Source organism: Acidisoma sp. (assembly GCF_035492295.1).
In the GTDB taxonomy this organism is placed as follows: Bacteria; Pseudomonadota; Alphaproteobacteria; order Acetobacterales; family Acetobacteraceae; genus Acidisoma.
Map to the genome: position 1 here is coordinate 1 of NZ_DATJJK010000026.1, position 17,592 is coordinate 17,592.

The following is a 17,592-nucleotide window of genomic DNA, read 5'->3' on the forward strand; positions in this document are numbered from 1 at the left end:
TAAGGCGGCGCAGTTCGCAAGCTGGTACGAGCTTTTCCCGCGTTCCCAGACGGACAATCCTGCGCGTTCGGGTACCCTGCGCGACGTGATCGCGCGTTTGCCCGCAATTGCGGACATGGGATTTAATGTTCTGTACACGACGCCCATTCATCCGATCGGCCGCACGCACCGAAAAGGCCGCAACAACGCGCTCAAAGCTGCTCCAGACGATCCTGGGAGCACCTACGCTATCGGCGGCCCCGAAGGGGGCCACGAGGCGATTCATCCCGAACTTGGCACCATGGAGGATTTCCGTGCGCTCGTCATGGCAGCGCACGAACACGGAATGGAGGTCGCGCTCGACTTCGCCGTTCAGTGCTCACGCGACCATCCCTGGCTCAGCCAGCACAAAGACTGGTTCGCCTGGCGGCCCGACGGCTCGATCCATTTCGCGGAGAATCCGCCGAAGAAATACGAGGACATCGTCAACATCAACTTCTATGCGCCGGGCGCCGTGCCCGATGCATGGATTGCCCTGCGCGACATCGTCCTGCACTGGATCGACGCGGGCGTGCGAATTTTCCGGGTGGATAACCCGCACACCAAGCCGTTCCCGTTCTGGGAATGGATGATCGCCGAGGTGCGGGCGCAATTCCCCGGCACGCAATTCCTGGCGGAGGCCTTCACCCGGCCGAAGATCATGAACCGGCTGGGCAAGATCGGCTTCAGCCAATCCTACACCTATTTCACCTGGCGTAATGCGCGCTGGGAATTGGAAGAATATATGACGACCCTGACCCAGGGGCCGGAGGCCGATTTCTTCCGGCCGAATTTCTTCGTCAACACGCCCGATATCAATCCTGTCTTCCTGCAGAATTCCGGGCGCGCGGGCCATCTCATCCGTGCCGTATTGGCGGCCACCCTCTCCGGCCTCTGGGGTGTCTATTCAGGCTTCGAGCTTTGCGAGGCCACACCGTTGCCGGGCCGGGAGGAATATAAGGATTCGGAAAAATACCAGCTGCGCGCCTGGGACTGGGACAGGCCCGGGAATATCGTGTCCGAGATCGCCATGCTGAATCGCATCCGCCGCCAGAATCCGGCGCTGCAATCCCATCTCGGCATTCGCTTCCTGCCCTCGGACAATGCGCAAGTCATGGTCTATGAGCGCTTCACGCCCGACCGCTTCAACACCGTTATCGTGGCCGTCAATCTCGATCCCTACCACTACCAGGAAACGAACACCGAACTTCCCTTCTATGAATGGGGCGTGGCGGATCATGCCAGCCTGACGGTCGCAGATCTCGTCCCTGGCCGGCATCTGCAATGGCAGGGCAAATGGCAGCGCATCACCCTTGATCCGAGCTTCCCCTTCGCCATCTGGCGCGCCGAACCGGAGACCGTCTGACTGTGGACAATATGAACCAGACCCTGACCATCCTCGATGACCCGCTATGGTACAAGGACGCGGTCATCTACCAGTTGCATGTGAAATCCTTTTTCGATGCTGACAACGACGGCGTCGGCGATTTCAAGGGTCTCCTGCAGCGGCTTGATTATATCGCGGAGCTCGGCGTAACCGCGGTTTGGCTGCTGCCCTTCTATCCGTCGCCAAGACGGGACGATGGCTATGATATCGCGAGTTATCGCGACGTTCACGCCGACTACGGCTCGCTCGAGGACGTGCAGCGCTTCATCGACGCTGCCCATGGGCGCGGCCTCAAGGTCATCACGGAACTCGTCATCAACCACACCAGCGACCAGCATCCGTGGTTCCAGCGCGCGCGCCTCGCGCCCCCTGGCTCGCCCGAGCGGGATTTCTATGTCTGGTCCGATACGGATACCAAATACGCCGGTACCCGCATCATCTTCGTGGATACGGAGAAAAGCAACTGGACCTGGGACGAGCAGGCCAAAGCCTATTACTGGCACCGCTTCTATTCCCACCAGCCTGACCTCAATTTCGACAATCCGGCGGTGTTGGACGAGGTGATGGATGTCATGCGCTTCTGGCTGGACATGGGGGTGGACGGACTGAGGCTCGACGCTGTGCCCTATCTCGTCGAGCGCGAGGGCACGATCAACGAGAACCTACCCGAGACCCATGCCATCCTGAAGCGTATCCGCGCCGAGATGGATGCGCATTCACCCGGAAAGATGTTGCTCGCAGAAGCCAATCAATGGCCCGAGGACGCTCAGGTCTATTTCGGGGATGGTGACGAATGCCACATGTCCTTCCATTTCCCGCTGATGCCGCGCATGTACATGGCGATCGCCCGGGAAGACCGCTTTCCCATCACCGATATCATGCGCCAGACGCCGGACATTCCGGATAACTGCCAATGGGCGATCTTCCTGCGCAACCATGACGAGCTAACGCTCGAAATGGTGACGGATACCGAGCGCGACTACCTGTGGGAGACCTATGCCAGGGATCGCCGCGCCCGCATCAATCTCGGCATCCGCCGCCGGCTCGCTCCCCTTCTGGAGCGTGACCGCCGGCGGATCGAACTCATGAACACCTTGCTGCTCTCCATGCCCGGCACGCCTGTAATCTATTACGGCGACGAGCTCGGCATGGGAGACAACATCCATCTAGGCGACCGCGACGGCGTGCGCACGCCGATGCAGTGGTCCTATGACCGCAACGGCGGCTTCTCCCGTGCTGATCCCGCCTCACTTGTGCTGCCCGCGATCATGGATCCGCTCTATGGCTTCCAGGCGCTCAATGTGGAGGCGCAGGAGGCGGACCAGCATTCACTATTGCATTGGATGCGACGCATGCTCGCCGTGCGCAAAAGCCATCCGGCCTTCGGACGCGGCACACTGCGCTTCCTCTATCCCGGCAATCGCAAGATTTTTGCCTATCTGCGCGAGCTACCGGGCGAGGAGGGGGAAGCGGTGCTTTGCGTCTGCAACCTCGCACGCACGGCCCAGGCGGTGGAGCTCGATCTTTCCGCTTTCGCTGGGCGCGTGCCGGTCGACATCGTCGGCGGCTCGGTCTTTCCACCGGTCGGTCAGCTCACCTATCTGCTGACGCTGCCGCCCTATGGCTGTTTCTGGTTCCTGCTCGCGGAGCAGGCGGAACTGCCTGCCTGGCACACGCCGGCGCCGGAGCCGCTGCCCGAATTCGCAACCGTCGTGGTTCGCGGCGGCATCGCCGATATCACCACCCAGGCCGGACGGCGCCTGCTGGAGGGCGAATCGCTGCCCGCCTATGTGCCGAAGAGGCGCTGGTTCGCGAACAAGGGCGCGCCGATTGACGCGCTCTCCATCGCGTACGCGGTCCCTTTGCCTGGCGCGAAGGACGTGCTGCTCACGGAGATCGAGACCCGGCAGGGTGACGAGATCAGCCGTTACGTCTTGCCGCTCGCGATTGCCTGGGAGCAGAGCGAGCCGGTCTCCCCGCTGGTCCAACAGCTGGCACTCGCCCGCGTGCGGCTCTTTCGTCGCGTCGGGCTCCTGACCGACGCCTTCGCGGTTGATGATTTCGTCCGCGCCGTTCTTGTCGATCTTGCCGCGGGAACGAGCATTGCGTTTGCCGAGGGCGAACTGCAGTTCAGGCCGAGCGCGCTTGGCACCCCGATTGAAGTGTCGGAGCATCCGGAGATCCGCCGCCTCTCGGCGGAACAATCGAACAGCAGCCTGGTGGTGGATGATGCCATCGTGCTGAAGCTGCTGCGCCGGGTGAGCCCGGGCATCCATCCCGAAGGCGAAATGACTCGTCATCTCACCGAAAAGGGTTACGGCAATACCGCGCCCTTCCTGGGCGAGGTCGTGCGGGTGGCGCCGGACGGCACGCCCAATACGCTGTTCATCGTGCAGAAATTCGTCCGCAACCAGGGCGACGGCTGGACCTGGACGCTCGACTATCTTGCCCGAGCGGTCGCGGAAATCGCCCGCCTCGGACAGGCAGAGGAGGAGGCCGAGGAAACACCCTTTGCGACCTATACTCATTTTGCCGAGGCTCTCGGACAGCGCCTGGGCGAGATGCATGCGGTGCTCGCTGAACCCTCCGATGATCCCGATTTTGCGCCCGAGGTCGCCAATGAGGAGACCGTTCTCGCCTGGGCGGACTCGGCCTTAGAGCAGCTCGACCTTGCGCTTGATCTTCTGCGCGATCGGCGGGAATGGGCGGATGCGGAGACCGAGCAACTGGCCTCCGCCGTCCTCGAACGCGCCGATGCGGTCCGTCGCCTGGCGCGCGAGCGGGCGGGCCTTGGCCTGGGCGCTGTCTGCACCCGTATTCATGGAGACCTGCATCTCGGTCAGGTCCTCGTCGTCCAGAACGATGCCTATCTCATCGACTTCGAAGGCGAACCGGCGCGGCCGCTGCATCAGCGCCGCATGAAATCGTCGGGCCTGCGGGATGTGGCCGGTATCCTTCGTAGCTTCGACTATGCCACGGCCACGGCTGCTGCCGCGCCAGGCGTGGATGCGCTGTCACCCGCCGCGGTCGAGCGCCACGGTCGTCTCCTCGCCCAGTTCCGGGCCGAGGCGGGCGCCGCCTTCCTGGATGCCTATCGTGGTGTCTTGCGTGAAGCGCCCGAACCGTGGGTCTCGCTCTCGGCGGAAAGCCCGCTGCTCGATCTCTTCCTCCTGGAGAAGGCGGCCTATGAGATCCGCTACGAGATCCTGAACCGCCCGGCCTGGCTTGGCATCCCACTGCGCGGCTTCCTTGAAATCGCGCAACATCTGCTTGGGGAGACTGTATCGTGAGCGGCCTTCTGCACGAAGCGCATCGTCCTGACCCGGGCGCCGTCGATGCCATTCTCCATGCCCGGCATGGCGATCCTTTCGCACTGCTCGGCCCGCATAACTGTGAGGGGGGCTGCGCCGTCCGCACCTTCCAACCGGGGGCGATCAAAGTGGAGGTCCTGGGAAAAGACAGCGAGCAGGTCTTGGCGACACTCTCGCTGATTGACCCTGCAGGATTCTGGAGCGGGGTGATGCCTGCCCGCATTCCCTATCGCCTGCGCATCACCCATCGGGACCGGGTCCAGATCATCGAGGACGCTTATGCTTTCGGGCCCTCGCTTGGTGAGGTCGACATTTATCTGCTGGCTGAGGGCCGGCATCAGGATCTGGGCCGTGCGCTCGGTGCCCATCCGATGACGCTGGATGGCGTGCCCGGCACGCGCTTCGCCGTCTGGGCGCCCAACGCGCGGCGCGTCTCGGTGGTCGGCAAATTCAACGATTGGGATGGCCGCTGCCATCCGATGCGCAATCATCCGGATGCCGGGCTCTGGGAGATCTTCATTCCCCGCGTCGGCGCCGGCGCCGCGTACAAATACGAAATCCTGGGTCCTCATGGCCATGTCCTGCCGCTCAAGGCCGATCCCGTGGCGGGATGCGCCGAGGTGCCCCCGGCCACTGCTTCCGTTGTGACGGATGACCGCTTCGTCTGGACCGATCATCAGTGGATGGAGGGCCGCCGGCACGAGTCGGCTGAGCGTGATCAGCCGATCTCGATCTATGAAGTGCATGCCGCCTCGTGGCGCGCGGCGGAGGATGATGGGCGGGACGTTTGGACCCAGCTTGGCGAAACCCTGGTTCCCTATGTCGCCGCCATGGGCTTCACCCATCTTGAGTTCCTGCCGATCATGGAACATCCCTTCGGCGGCAGTTGGGGCTACCAGCCGCTCGGCCAATTCGCTCCCAGCGCTCGGCTCGGCTCGCCTGCGAGCTTCGCGGCGCTGATCGACCGCTGCCATCGTGCGGGTCTTGGCGTCATCCTCGATTGGGTGCCGGCGCATTTCCCTGGAGACGCGCATGGGCTTGCCCAGTTCGACGGCACGGCGCTCTATGAACATGCCGATCCGCGAGAAGGGTTCCATCAGGATTGGAACACCTACATCTTTAATCTCGGACGCCATGAGGTGCGTGGGTTCCTCATCGGTAGCGCGCTCCATTGGCTTGAGCACTACCATATCGACGGGCTGCGCGTGGATGCGGTGGCCTCCATGCTCTACCGGGACTACAGCCGCAAGCAGGGCGAATGGGTGCCCAATATCTATGGTGGGCGTGAGAATCTCGAGGCGATCTCCTTCCTGCGCGAACTCTCTGAGGTCGTGGCCACGCGCTGTCCCGGGACGGTGCTGATCGCCGAGGAGAGCACGGCCTGGCCCGGCGTCAGTCGCCCCGTCTCCGAAGGCGGCCTCGGCTTCCACTACAAGTGGAACATGGGCTGGATGCACGATACGTTGCATTACATGCAGGAAGAATCCATTCATCGACGCTGGCACCACGATCAGATCGCCTTTGGTCTGGTCTATGCCTTTTCGGAGAACTTCGTCCTGCCACTGTCCCATGATGAGGTGGTCTACGGAAAGGGATCGCTCATCGGCAAGATGAGCGGCGATCATTGGCAAAAGTTTGCCAATCTTCGTGCTTATTTCGGTTTCATGTGGACGCATCCGGGCAAGAAGCTGCTCTTCATGGGCGGTGAAATCGCGCAGGGTCGCGAATGGAACCATGACGAATCCATCGACTGGTGGCTGCTGGACCAGCCCGAACATGCGGGTGTGCAGCGGCTGGTGCGGGATCTGAACGCGCTCTATCGCAAAATCCCGGCATTGCATGCCAAGGATTGTGACGGAGATGGCTTCCGTTGGATTGTGCTCCATGATCGGGACCAGAGCGTTTTTGCCTATCTCCGTCTTGGGCGGGAGGGCGACAAGCCGATGCTGGTGGTGTGCAATTTCACCCCCGTGCCGCGCATCGGCTACCGGCTCGGCGCGCCGGTGGCAGGCGGTTGGCGAGAGGTCATGAATACCGATTCCGCCCTCTATGGCGGCTCCAATCTCGGCAATGGCGGCTGGGTGCAAGCAGAGGAGCAGGCTTGGGGCGAATGGCCGGCTACTCTTGCCTTGACCCTGCCGCCGCTCGCAACCGTGGTGCTGGAGGCGGGGTGAACCCGCCCTCGGTCTCGCGCTTTCTCGAATGCGCGCTCTATGTCGCGGATCTCGATTGCGCACAGGTTTTCTATGAACGGGTCTTTGGCTTTGCGGTGATGTTCCGCGATCCGCGGATGGCCGCGCTCGACGTGCCGGGGCGTCAGGCCTTGCTGCTTTTTCGCATCGGCGCTTCGGACCTGCCGAGCGAGACGCCCTTTGGCATCGTGCCCGGCCATGGCGCGCGCGGCGTGCAGCATCTCTGCTTCGCGATTCCGCCCGAGGGTATTCCTGATTGGGAGGCGCATTTGGCCGGTCTCGCCATCCCCATCGAAAGCCGCGTCCATTGGGCAGGCGGCGGGACCTCGCTTTATTTCCGGGACCCCGACGGCCACTCCCTGGAAGTGGCGACGCCTGGGCTGTGGCGGAACGATCCGCTGGAGGTGTGACCGGTCAACCGGCCAGTGCGGCGGCTGCGCCGCGCGCACCCTGCTCCATCAGCGCGGCATAGGCTTCCGTGACGGCGAGAATAAAGCGGTCGTCCCCCGGCAGGTCGCTGCCAAAAATTTCCGGGAGGCCGAGCACCGCGCGCACGCGCCCCGGCGCATTGGGCGCCGCCTGCTGCACAGCGTGCAGCTTCTCGGCCAGCGGATCGCGCACGTCGATCTCCGCACCGTGCTCATCCACCCCGCCGACATAACGGACCCAACCAGCGATCACGAGCGCGAGGCAGGGGAGGGGCAGGTCGCGCGCCAGCCGCTCGCGGATGGTGCCGAGCAGGCGCTGCGGCAGCTTCTGCGATCCATCCATGGCGATCTGCCACGTGCGGTGGCGGATCGCCGGATTGCGGAAGCGCGCGTCCAGCGCAGCGACATAGGCAGACAGATCCGCGCCCGGCGGCGGGGGCACAACGGGCACGATCTCCTCCCGCCATAGCCGCCTCACGAAGCCGGCGAAGGCCGGATCGGCCATCGTCTCAGCAATCGTCTCATGCCCGCCGAGATAGCCGAGATAGGCAAGGGCAGAATGCGCGCCGTTGAGCAGGCGCAGTTTCATGTGCTCGAAAGGCTCGACCTCGGTTACCAGTTCCGCGCCCACGCTGTCCCAGGCCGGCCGCTCTCCGCCCACGAAGCGATTCTCGATCACCCATTGCCGGAAAGGTTCGTGCACAACCGGGGCGGCGTCGTCGAAACCCGTGAGGCGGGCGACCTCGGCGATGTCGGTCTCGGTCGTGGCGGGCACGATACGGTCCACCATGGCGCAGGGAAATCTTCCTTCCGCGATGATCCAGGCGGCCAGGTCGGGGGATGATCGTTCCGCGAATTCCTGGACGAGGCCGGACACGACACGGCCGTTCGCGGGCAGGTTGTCGCAGCAAAGTACCGTGAAAGGTGCTAGGCCCGCCGCATGGCGGCGGCGCAGCGCTTCCACCATGAAGCCGATGGCGCCTTTCGGCGCCGCGGGGTTTTCGAGATCGTGCAGCACGGTCGGGTGGGACCAGTTGATCCGGCCGGTCGCCGGATCGTGGCAATACCCCTTTTCGGTGATCGTCAGTGTCACGATCCGGGTGGTCGGCGCACTCATGGCGGCGAGCACCGCCTGCGGGTCCTCGGGCGCGACCAGCACCCCGGTCAGGCAGGTGACCAGGCGCGGCTGGTTGCCCTCGGGTCGGCGTTCCAGCGCCGTATAGAGAAAATCCTGCGGCGCCAGATGGTCCCGCTGGTCGGGCCGCTGCAGGCTGACGCCGAGGATGCCCCAGTCACGCGTGCCGGTATCCTCGGTATAGAGGGCCAGATGCGCCCGGGCGAAGGCACCGAGCCCCAGGTGGACGATGCCCGTTTTCCATAATGGCTGCTCTTCGGCTCGCGTGAGACGCATCCGGCTCTCTCCCATCCTCGCTTTGCCCGCCATCAAGCCATGGGCTAGTCTCGGCGCCAAGCGAGTGAGGATGGAGTCCGCGATGTTCGTAGCGATGAACCGTTTCCGGGTGATCAAGACCGAGACCGAGGCTTTCGAGCAGCGTTGGATTGGGCGTGACAGCCAGCTTCATACCGTGCCGGGTTTCGTCACTTTCCACCTGCTTCGCGGGCCGGAGCGGGAGGACCATGTCCTCTACGCCTCCCACACCATCTGGCAGTCCCGCGACGATTTCGAAGGCTGGACGCGTTCGGAGGCTTTCCGCATGGCCCATGCCGGCGCGGGCGGCGCGAAGCCGCTGACCCTCGGTCATCCGGAATTCGAGGGGTTTGAGTCGGTCGACGCCGCTGCGCGGGGCAATCAGGCCGCCTGAGGAGCGGGCCAGGCCTAAGGGGCCGGTCGCAGGATCTTCTGCATCAGCACGAGGTCGAGCCAACGGTCGAACTTGCGGCCGACCTCGGGCAGCCGGCCCGTGACCTCAAAGCCAAAGCGCTCATGCAGCGCGATGGAAACCGTGTTCTCGGCTGAGATGACGCCGACCATGACATGCATGCCGGCCGCGGTCGCATGGTCGATGAGGGCCGCGAGCAGTGCGCGGCCGAGGCCCTGCCCCTGGAATCGCTCCTCGACATAGATTGAGTGCTCGACCGTCAGCGCATAGCCCTCATAGGCGCGGAAACTGCCGTAGCTGCCATAGCCCGCGACTTCGCCATCCGCTTCCGCGATCAGTACCGGCAGCCCCGCCATCCGCCGCTCGGCGAGCCAGGCCGCGCGCATCTCCATGGTATGGGGCTTGGTCTGCCAGCTTGCGGTCGTGTGCAGAATGGCGTGGTTGGTGATGGCGAGAATGGCGGGCAGGTCTCGCTCGGTCGCAGGGCGTATCGGCACGTCGGAGCTCCTCAGGCGGCGGCGCTGGCTTCGGTTGCGGCCTCTTCCCGCTTGCCAGAGATGAGCCAGTCCGACAACCAGCGCGCCGCCGGACCCAGCACCCGGTCCCGCCGGTGGATGAGGCACATCGAAAGCTCGACGCTGGCATAGGATCCCCATTCCTCGGGCTGGATGAGGGCAAGCCGACCGGCCGCGATATCGGCCTCCACCATATGGATCGGCATGCCGCCCCAGCCGAGGCCCCCCAGCAGCATGGCATGCTTGGCGCCGAGATCGGCCAGACGCCAGTTGCGGCGGGAGAGCACGCCATGGTCGCGTTTCGCCGTGCGGCCGGATGGGTCGGTCAGAACCAGCTGCACATGCTGCTGCATCTCGTCCGTTGGAATCGGGCGGTGCATATGGGCCAGCGGATGGCAGGAAGCGGCCACCGCCACCATGCGCACGGTTTCGATCGGCTGCAGCACGAGCTCCGCACTCTCCTGGGAGGCGAAGGCGAGGGACACGCCCAGCGCGCAGGTGCCGTCGATGACGAGATTGGCGGTCGAGCCCATGGAGGCGACGTAAATGCGTGTCGGCACCGTCGGGTAGCGGGCCCCGAAGACGCGAAGTGCGCTGACGATGCGGTCCATCGGGAACATGGCGTCCACCACGATGGCGAGTTCCGGCTCCAACCCCTGCGCGATGCCGCGTGCCTGGTCCGAGAAGCTTTCCACTTCATGGATGATGCGGGTGGCGCGGGGCAGCAGTGCCTCTCCCGCTTCGGTCAAGACCGGGCGATAGGCCGAGCGGTCGAAGAGCGGGAGGTCGAGCTGATCCTCAAGCCTCTGGATGGCATAGGTCACGGCGGATTGCGCACGGTTCAGGCGCCGGGCGGCGGCTGAAAAGCTGCCGGTTTCCGCCACCGTCACGAAGACCATGAACTGATCGAGAGAGATGCCGCTTAAAGACATAAGCGAACTCTATCATGAAATCGGATGGAGATAAGCAGAATTTTATCAGTTTCTTCCTGGTCAGCTGCAGCGCTATCTGGCCACATTCACATCCTCCGGGACGTTTCTCATGACCCAGATTCTCGTTATCGAAAGCAGTGCCAACCTCGCGAGCTCCGTGAGCCGCGACCTCACCCAGGCCTTCCTGGCTGGCTACAAGACCGCTCATCCGGATGCCACCGTCGTCACCCGCGACCTCGCGGTCGAGCCGGTGCCGCATCTCGGCGTCGATCTCATCGGCGGCTTCTTCGGTAAGCCGGAAGAGCTGAGCGGGGCGCAGAAGAGTGCGATCGCCGTGTCCGACACGCTGATCGACGAGATTGAGGCGGCCGACATCATTGCCATCGGCGTGCCCATGTACAATTTCAGCGTTCCCTCCACGCTGAAGGCCTGGATCGACCATGTCCTGCGCGCCGCCCGCACCTTCCGCTACACGGAAAACGGCCCGCAGGGTCTGGTCACCGGCAAGAAGGTCGTCCTTTTTCTCGCCTCCGGCGGCGTCTATTCCGACGGCCCCTACAAGCCCTATGATTTCCAGGAGACCTATCTCCGCGGCGTGCTGGGTTTCATCGGTCTGACGGACGTGACCGTCGTTCGCGCCGAAGGCCTTGCGATGGGTCCGGATGTCGCTGGCAAAGCGGTCGCCGATGCCAAAGCGAAGATCGCCGCCCTCTCCCTTTGATCCCCGATCCCCAGTTTGGAGGACTTCCGATGATCCGCCATCTTCTGCTCGGCAGCGCCTTCGCTGCCGGCCTCGCCGTGACGGCCATGGCTCCGGCCTCTGCACAGGTCGTCACGTCCAGCCCGGCCAAGGTGCCGGCCGGCACCTATAAGGTCGAGCCCTATCACACTCGCATTGTCTTCGCGGTTTCCCATATGGGCTTCTCGACCTGGTACGGGAATTTCACCTCCGCTTCCGGCACACTGACCTTCGATTCGAAGAGCCCGGCCAAGAGCGCGCTCGATATCTCCTTCCCGACCGACAGCGTGACCACGACTAACACCAAGCTGGACGGCGAGCTGAAAAGTCCGGTCTGGTTCGATGCCGCTCAGTTCCCGACCGTCACCTTTAAGTCGACCAAGATCACAGTGTTGGGCCACGACCGCGGTACCATCGAGGGTGACCTCACCTTCCACGGCGTGACGCATCCGGTGACGCTGAGCGCGCGCTTCAATGGCGGCGGCACCAATCCGCTCGACAAGGCCTATACGATCGGCTTCGACGCGACGGGCACGCTCTCCCGCGCCGATTTCGGTGTTAAGACTTATGAGCCGCTGATCGGCGACAAGGTTCATTTGCTGCTCAGCGGCGCCTTCGAGCAGCAGACCTAAGACTGGAGCGACCGCCATGTCGGCTATGGGACGGGGAGCAAGCCCCGAGCGCTACACGGCGGTCGCGATCCTGCTGCACTGGCTGATCGCTTTAGGCATCCTCGCCCTCATCGTGATCGGCCTCATGATGACGCAGCTGCAGGCAACCATCGGCCCGATGGAGACTTTCAAACTCTTTCAGCTGCACAAGTCGATCGGCATCACGGTTCTGCTGCTGGCGGTGATCCGCATTCTCTGGCGCTTCACGCATAAACCCCCGGTGCTGCCGGCCGACATGCCGGCAGTGGAGCGCGGTGCCGCCCATGGGCTGCACTGGCTGCTCTATATCCTGATGCTGGGACTGCCGCTGACCGGCTGGGCCGTTGTTTCCTCCTCGCCCTTCAATCTGCCGACCGTGCTCTACAGCCTTATCCCCTGGCCGGATCTGCCGGTCCTACCGCATCTCGCCAATAAGGCGGCGGTCAGCCATGTCCTGGCCTGGGTCCATGCCTATGGCGCCTGGATCCTCATCGGCCTCCTGATCATCCATTTCGCGGCGGTCTTCCGTCATCACATCATCAAGCGCGACGGCATTCTGCTGCGTATGATGCCGAGCCGCCGACGCTGACCCCTTTTATCCGTCAACCTGAGGAACGGATCATGATGTTGCGCTCTCTCGGCTTCGCCTCCGCCCTGCTCATCGGCGGCGCCGTGTCGGCCCATGCCGCGACCTGGACCATCGATGCGCCGAGGAGCCATCTCGGCTTCACCGGCAGCCAGAGCGGCACGCCCTTCAGCGGCGAATTCGGCAAGTTCTCCGGCACCATCGTCTTCGACCCGGCGAACCCGACGGCCGGACACGCCGATGTCACCATCGCGATCGCGAGTGCCAAGACCGGCGATCAGCAGAAGGACGGCGCGATGCCGGGCTCCGACTGGTTTGCGGCCGACAAGTTCCCGACCGCCGAATTCAAGGCGACGAGCTTCAAGACGACCGGCCAGGGCGCCTATGAGGCGGACGGCACGCTGACCATCCGCGGCATCAGCAAGGCGGTGGCACTCCCCTTCACGCTGACGATCAGCGGCGACAGGGCTACGGCCAAGGGTAAGGTTCAGCTTGTCCGCACCGATTATGGCGTGGGACAAGGCGCCTGGAGCAGCGCCCAGTATGTGGCACTCGATGTCACAGTCACCGTCGACATCGTTGCAGACAAGACCGCGCCATGAGCGACGGGGGCAGGTTTCCGACCTATTTCCTGCCGCATGGGGGCGGACCCTGCTTCTTCATGGACCCGCCGCCCGGCGGCCCCGGTACCTGGGACCGAATGGCCGATTTCCTGCGCAGCATTCCGACTGATCTGGTCGAGACGCCGCGCGCCATCCTGATCGTCACCGGTCATTGGGAGACGGAGGGGTTGGCGGTGACCGCCGGCGCTCATCCGGCCCTTATCTTCGACTATTACGGCTTTCCTGAAAGCACCTATCGCCTGACCTATCCGGCGCCGGGCGCGCCTGAGCTTGCAGCCCAGGTGGCGGCCATGCTCTCCGCCGCCGGCTTCCCGACCAGGGAAGATCCGGAGCGCGGCTTCGATCATGGCATGTTCATCCCGCTGAAGGTCGCCTTCCCCGAGGCGGCCATTCCCGTGGTGGAACTTTCCGTGCGGAGGGATCTGGATCCGGCAGCGCATATCGAGATCGGCCGCGCTCTGGCGCCGCTGCGCGATGAAGGCATCCTCATCCTCGCGACCGGCATGAGCTACCATAACCTGCGTGGCTTCTTCACGACTGACCCGCGCGCGGGCGCCGCTTCCGAGGCGTTCGATGCCTGGCTCACCAAGGCGGTCTGCCAGGACTCCGCGGCGCGCGAGGCGGCTTTGATCGGTTGGGAAGGTGCCCCCGCCGCCAGGGCATGCCATCCGCAGGAGGAGCATCTCATTCCGCTGATGGTTGCGGCCGGGGCTGCCGGCGCCGATGCTGCCACCCACGCCTATGCGGACGTGGTGCTCGGCAAGCGGTTGTCCGGTTTCCGCTTCGGCTGACGGATCACACTCTAAGGCCGAGATGCGCGGCGGCCAGCGCCACGCAGCGCTCGAAGACGTCCAGTGCGTCGAAAGGCAGATCCTGCCCATCTTTCGGCAGCACCATGGGCAGACCGCCCGCGGACAGCACGGCGCCTGGGATCATCAGATTGTCGGGCAGGCCGAAGCCTTCCACGGCAAGGCCCGGCATCGAGTCCGGCACGGCTGCCACTTGCGCGCGGCTGCGGGCGTCGAACAGCGTGGCGCTATTGGAATAGCCGAAGATCGGCCGGTTCCGCCCGAGGAACCAGCCGATTTCGACCAGCGTGCCCGAATCGGCGGAAGCGCCGCGAAAGGGTGTGAGATTGGCGATGACGATCTCCGCCGCCTCCATCATCTCCACATCTTTTCGAAAAATGGCGATGCCAGCCTCGGCCTCGCTGAGGCTCGCAAGAGCGGCGATATCCTCGTTCAGCGGCGGCAGGCCGCGAATGCCGTAGCGCAGACAGATGGAGACCTTCCGGGCCGCATGCTCCACGGCGTTGGGAAGAAACACATCCGGACCGGCAAGATAGGCGGTGATCATTGGCGGATGATGCACAGCCTTCCCGTCCCCGGCAATCCGGCTCCTCGGACGAAAACCCTATGGGCTCTGTCGCCCCGCTCCGGTGTCGGGGTCACGTCTTCCGTGGCTTGCGACTTTCGCTGCGGGGGCCAGTGTCTCTGGTGAGATCGCGGAAGGCGACCACGAGCTTCAGGTGAGGGCTGAGCAGGTGCCGCGGGAGGGACGGCAGGTAAATCCGTATCGTCTCCAGCTTCTTGTCATCAGGCAACGCGGCGAAGGCCTGACGCGGGCCGGAATCAGCTCCCTTGTCGTAGCTCTGCGCCACCGCATCGCGAATCGGAGCCGGGACGGAGGCGAGGAGTGCGCGCTGCGCCGCGGTGAGTGTCTGATCACGCACCGGCCCGGGCAAGCTGCGGGATGCCTGCCCTTCCGCCTCTTCGTAAGGTTTCAGCTTATCGAGCGGAAATTCGATTTCGACGCCATTGGGCTGCATCACGTAGGCCGTCGCACCGTCGATGTCGATCAGCTTGCCCTCATGCGCGCCGCTGACATCCACGACGCGGTCACCGATCGAGAGACGAGCCATGAGAATTTTCCATCCTGCGCCGTACAGGCTTGGAAGGCGCATGGATCGGCTCGCCGAGCAACCTATTCGATCGGACCGCCCCGTGTTTATCGCGGGAGACTCCGCGTCGCCCGGGCGAAAACCACCGCCGTGGTTACCAGCAGCACGGTCCCGCCAGTCGCGAAGACGCCGATCACGCCGCTGAAGCTGAAGATCGACCCGCCCAGGGCCGCGCCGGCGGCGATGGAGATCTGCACCGCCGCCACCAGAATGCCGCCGCCGCTTTCGGTCTCATCCGGCGCCGAACGGGCCATCCAGGTCGACCAGCCAACGGGTACCGCGCCGAAGGCCATGCCCCAGAGCGCCACCATCGCCGCATGGGCGGGCAGGCCGAGCGGCAGGACGGCAAGCCCGAGCCCGACGGCGCCGATCGCCAGCGGCGCCACGGTCAGCGTCAGGCGCAGGCTGCGCTCCAGCAGGATGCCGGCAAGCATGGTGCCGAGGAAATTGGCCAGGCCAAAGCCGAGCAGCAGCAGCGCGATGCCATTGGCGCCAACCCCGGCAATGGTCTCCAGGAAGGGACGGACATAGGTGAAGAGGGCAAAATGACCGCCGAAAACGAGCACGGAGCAAAGCACGCCGAGCCGCATACCCGGCCGCATCAGCACCTCGACCAGGGTTTCGAGGCGGGCCGCGTGGTTCGAGGCAAGGCGCGGGAGAAAGGCCATCTGGCAAAGCAGGGTGACGAGACCGATCGCCGCCGCGAAGAAGAAGACGCTGCGCCAACCGTAGAGCCCGCTGAGATAGCTGCCGAGCGGCACTGCCACGATAGTCGCGACCGAGACACCGCTGAACAGGATGGAAAGCGCGCGCGGCACCAGGGGAGGGGGTACGAGCCTGATGGCGACGGCGGTTGCCATGCTCCAGAAGCCGCCCAACGCGATGCCAAGCAGCACGCGCGCGAGCAGCAGCAGGAGCAGATTGGGGGCAATGGCCACCAGCAGGTTGGAGGCGATGAGCAGCAGCGAAAAGCCCATCATGACCAGCCGGCGGTCCAGGCCGCGGGTGACGACGGCGACGAGGAGGGCCGCGACCAGCGCGACGACGGCGGTTGCGGTCACCGCCTGGCCGGCCAGCCCTTCGGTCACATGGAGCCCCGAGGCCATCGGGGTGAGCAGGCTTGCGGGCAGGAATTCGGCGGTGACCAGGCTGAAGACACCAAGCGTCAGGGAGAAGACGGCCGGCCAGGCCGCCTTTTCCGGCAGCGCCGTGGGCCAGCCTCGCTCTGCATAATCGCTCATAACAAAAGACCTCAGTTCATACGATTGAGCAGAGGATACACTGGCCAGTCTGGACTAACTATGATATAAAATCCTAGATTTTTGATCGAAGGTCCGATCGCAATGAGTTCTCCCATCCCGCCTCCGCCTTGCCCGGACCTCATGAGCGAACTCCTGCTCGGCATGCGGCTGCGCGGCATTGCCTATCGCCGGATCGAAGTGACCCCACCGTTCGGCCTCGGCTTCGGCGATGCCTCGCACCGCGCCCATCTGCATGTCGTTGTCAGCGGCACCGCCTTTCTGCGCGGCGTAACCGGCGCGATCTCCCATCTGCCGGCCGGCACTGCCGTCTTTCTGCCCCATGGCGAAGGGCATGAACTGCTCTCCGCCGTCGATCTGCCCGGCCGCGATATCGCGAGCTTCGCGAATGAGCCGGTCTGCGACGCGTTGTCCGAGATCCACGCTTGCGCCGGCAAGCCGGGCTGCCCGGACAACACCGTCATATTCAGTAGCGATATGGAATTCGATCTCGGCGGCATGCAGCGCCTCGTCCGCCTGATGCCGGAAGCCATGATCGTCGGCACGCTGTCGGAGCGTCACCCCGAAGTGCTGCCGATCCTGAAAGCCATGGAGAGTGAAGTCTGCGGCAGGCGGGTAGGCTTCGCCGGGATTCTGGCGCGGCTCGCCGATGTCCTGTCGGCCATCATTGTGCGTGGCTGGGTGGAATGCGGCTGCGACGGCGCCTCTGGCCTGGTTCAAGCCTTGCGCGATCCGCGCCTTGCCGGGGCCATCGCGGCGCTGCATCGCGATCCCGGCCGCAACTGGACCCTGGCCGACCTCGCGGCAGAGACCGGCAGTTCCCGCTCGGTCTTCGCGGAGCGCTTTCACGCCGTCACCGGCGTGACGCCGCTGCGCTACGCGGCGGAGTTGCGCATGCGCCTGGCGACCCAATGGATCGGCAGCGAACACGTGCCGATCGATGCCGTCGCTCATCGCCTCGGCTATGCCTCGAAGGCTGCCTTCAGCCGCGCCTTCAAGCGCGTAACAGGGCAACCGCCCGGCATCGCACGGGCGTCGCAGAGCCGGATCGCGGAGAGATTGACCGACGGTCTGGCACAGCAGACCTAAATCCGTATGGTTGTTAACTCAACGGATTTGCGGTTCAGATTGAATCGCGTCTGCAATTCAAT

The 17,592-nt window shown here is 64.4% G+C and carries 17 protein-coding genes; 11 read left to right on the forward strand and 6 right to left on the reverse strand.

Translation table 11 applies throughout. The features are described from left to right. The 4 genes from VL752_RS02000 to VL752_RS02015 form a co-directional block, all read left to right on the forward strand. Positions 1–1,384 (forward strand): alpha-amylase family glycosyl hydrolase (locus VL752_RS02000; protein ID WP_325352059.1); only part of this gene is annotated, 1,384 nt, incomplete at its 5' end. 11 nt (positions 1,385–1,395) lie between these two features. After that, a complete protein-coding gene (gene treS / locus VL752_RS02005) occupies positions 1,396–4,695 on the forward strand; it encodes a maltose alpha-D-glucosyltransferase (RefSeq protein WP_325352060.1) in 3,300 nt (1,099 codons plus the stop codon). Further along, positions 4,692–6,890 carry a 1,4-alpha-glucan branching protein GlgB gene (gene glgB, locus VL752_RS02010; RefSeq protein ID WP_325352061.1) on the forward strand — a complete coding sequence of 733 codons (2,199 nt, stop codon included), beginning with the start codon at positions 4,692–4,694 and terminating at the stop codon, positions 6,888–6,890. The genes treS and glgB overlap by 4 nt, the downstream gene beginning before the upstream one ends. Beyond that, the gene (locus tag VL752_RS02015) at positions 6,887–7,318 is read left to right on the forward strand and encodes a VOC family protein (protein WP_325352062.1); all 432 of its coding nucleotides are present in this window, start codon (positions 6,887–6,889) and stop codon (positions 7,316–7,318) included. The genes glgB and VL752_RS02015 overlap by 4 nt, the downstream gene beginning before the upstream one ends. A gap of 4 nt (positions 7,319–7,322) precedes the next feature. On the opposite strand, the gene VL752_RS02020 is transcribed toward VL752_RS02015, so the two are convergent. After that, complete coding sequence (locus tag VL752_RS02020) at positions 7,323–8,747, reverse strand: mannitol dehydrogenase family protein (protein ID WP_325352063.1); 1,425 nt, start codon at positions 8,745–8,747, stop codon at positions 7,323–7,325. Between the two features lie 82 nt (positions 8,748–8,829). On the opposite strand from VL752_RS02020, the gene VL752_RS02025 reads away from it, so the two are divergent. Next, positions 8,830–9,159, forward strand: a complete 330-nt coding sequence (locus tag VL752_RS02025) for an antibiotic biosynthesis monooxygenase family protein (RefSeq protein WP_325352064.1) — start codon at positions 8,830–8,832, stop codon at positions 9,157–9,159. Between the two features lie 14 nt (positions 9,160–9,173). Here VL752_RS02025 and VL752_RS02030 read toward each other — a convergent pair whose 3' ends face one another. Continuing rightward, entirely contained in the window at positions 9,174–9,674 is a 501-nt protein-coding gene (locus tag VL752_RS02030; RefSeq protein WP_325352065.1) for a GNAT family N-acetyltransferase, read from the reverse strand. Between the two features lie 11 nt (positions 9,675–9,685). Next, positions 9,686–10,624: a LysR family transcriptional regulator gene (locus VL752_RS02035; protein WP_325352066.1), complete on the reverse strand. Its 939-nt coding sequence runs from the start codon at positions 10,622–10,624 to the stop codon at positions 9,686–9,688. 109 nt (positions 10,625–10,733) lie between these two features. Here VL752_RS02035 and VL752_RS02040 point away from each other — a divergent pair, with 109 nt between their 5' ends. The 5 genes from VL752_RS02040 to VL752_RS02060 are packed head-to-tail and all read left to right on the forward strand — an operon-like array spanning position 10,734 to position 14,013. Then, positions 10,734–11,345, forward strand: a complete 612-nt coding sequence (locus tag VL752_RS02040; RefSeq protein ID WP_325352067.1) for an FMN-dependent NADH-azoreductase — start codon at positions 10,734–10,736, stop codon at positions 11,343–11,345. Between the two features lie 29 nt (positions 11,346–11,374). Then, a complete protein-coding gene (locus VL752_RS02045; protein ID WP_325352068.1) occupies positions 11,375–11,995 on the forward strand; it encodes a YceI family protein in 621 nt (206 codons plus the stop codon). Positions 11,996–12,011: 16 nt separating this feature from the next. Next, on the forward strand, positions 12,012–12,602 hold the full coding sequence (locus tag VL752_RS02050) for a cytochrome b (RefSeq protein WP_325352069.1): 591 nt from the start codon (positions 12,012–12,014) through the stop codon (positions 12,600–12,602). Between the two features lie 32 nt (positions 12,603–12,634). Next, positions 12,635–13,201 carry a YceI family protein gene (locus VL752_RS02055; protein WP_325352070.1) on the forward strand — a complete coding sequence of 189 codons (567 nt, stop codon included), beginning with the start codon at positions 12,635–12,637 and terminating at the stop codon, positions 13,199–13,201. Beyond that, on the forward strand, positions 13,198–14,013 hold the full coding sequence (locus VL752_RS02060) for a DODA-type extradiol aromatic ring-opening family dioxygenase (protein WP_325352071.1): 816 nt from the start codon (positions 13,198–13,200) through the stop codon (positions 14,011–14,013). The genes VL752_RS02055 and VL752_RS02060 overlap by 4 nt, the downstream gene beginning before the upstream one ends. A 4-nt stretch (positions 14,014–14,017) precedes the next feature. Here VL752_RS02060 and VL752_RS02065 read toward each other — a convergent pair whose 3' ends face one another. The 3 genes from VL752_RS02065 to VL752_RS02075 all read right to left on the reverse strand — a co-directional run bounded on the left by VL752_RS02065 (position 14,018) and on the right by VL752_RS02075 (position 16,423). Next, positions 14,018–14,593: a nucleoside 2-deoxyribosyltransferase gene (locus VL752_RS02065; protein WP_325352072.1), complete on the reverse strand. Its 576-nt coding sequence runs from the start codon at positions 14,591–14,593 to the stop codon at positions 14,018–14,020. Between the two features lie 76 nt (positions 14,594–14,669). Next, positions 14,670–15,143: a hypothetical protein gene (locus VL752_RS02070; protein ID WP_325352073.1), complete on the reverse strand. Its 474-nt coding sequence runs from the start codon at positions 15,141–15,143 to the stop codon at positions 14,670–14,672. Between the two features lie 86 nt (positions 15,144–15,229). After that, positions 15,230–16,423 carry an MFS transporter gene (locus VL752_RS02075; protein WP_325352074.1) on the reverse strand — a complete coding sequence of 398 codons (1,194 nt, stop codon included), beginning with the start codon at positions 16,421–16,423 and terminating at the stop codon, positions 15,230–15,232. A 141-nt stretch (positions 16,424–16,564) separates the two neighbouring features. Between VL752_RS02075 and VL752_RS02080 the strand changes: the two genes are divergently transcribed. Next, entirely contained in the window at positions 16,565–17,530 is a 966-nt protein-coding gene (locus tag VL752_RS02080; protein ID WP_325352075.1) for an AraC family transcriptional regulator, read from the forward strand. The last annotated feature ends 62 nt before the right edge of the window (positions 17,531–17,592 follow it).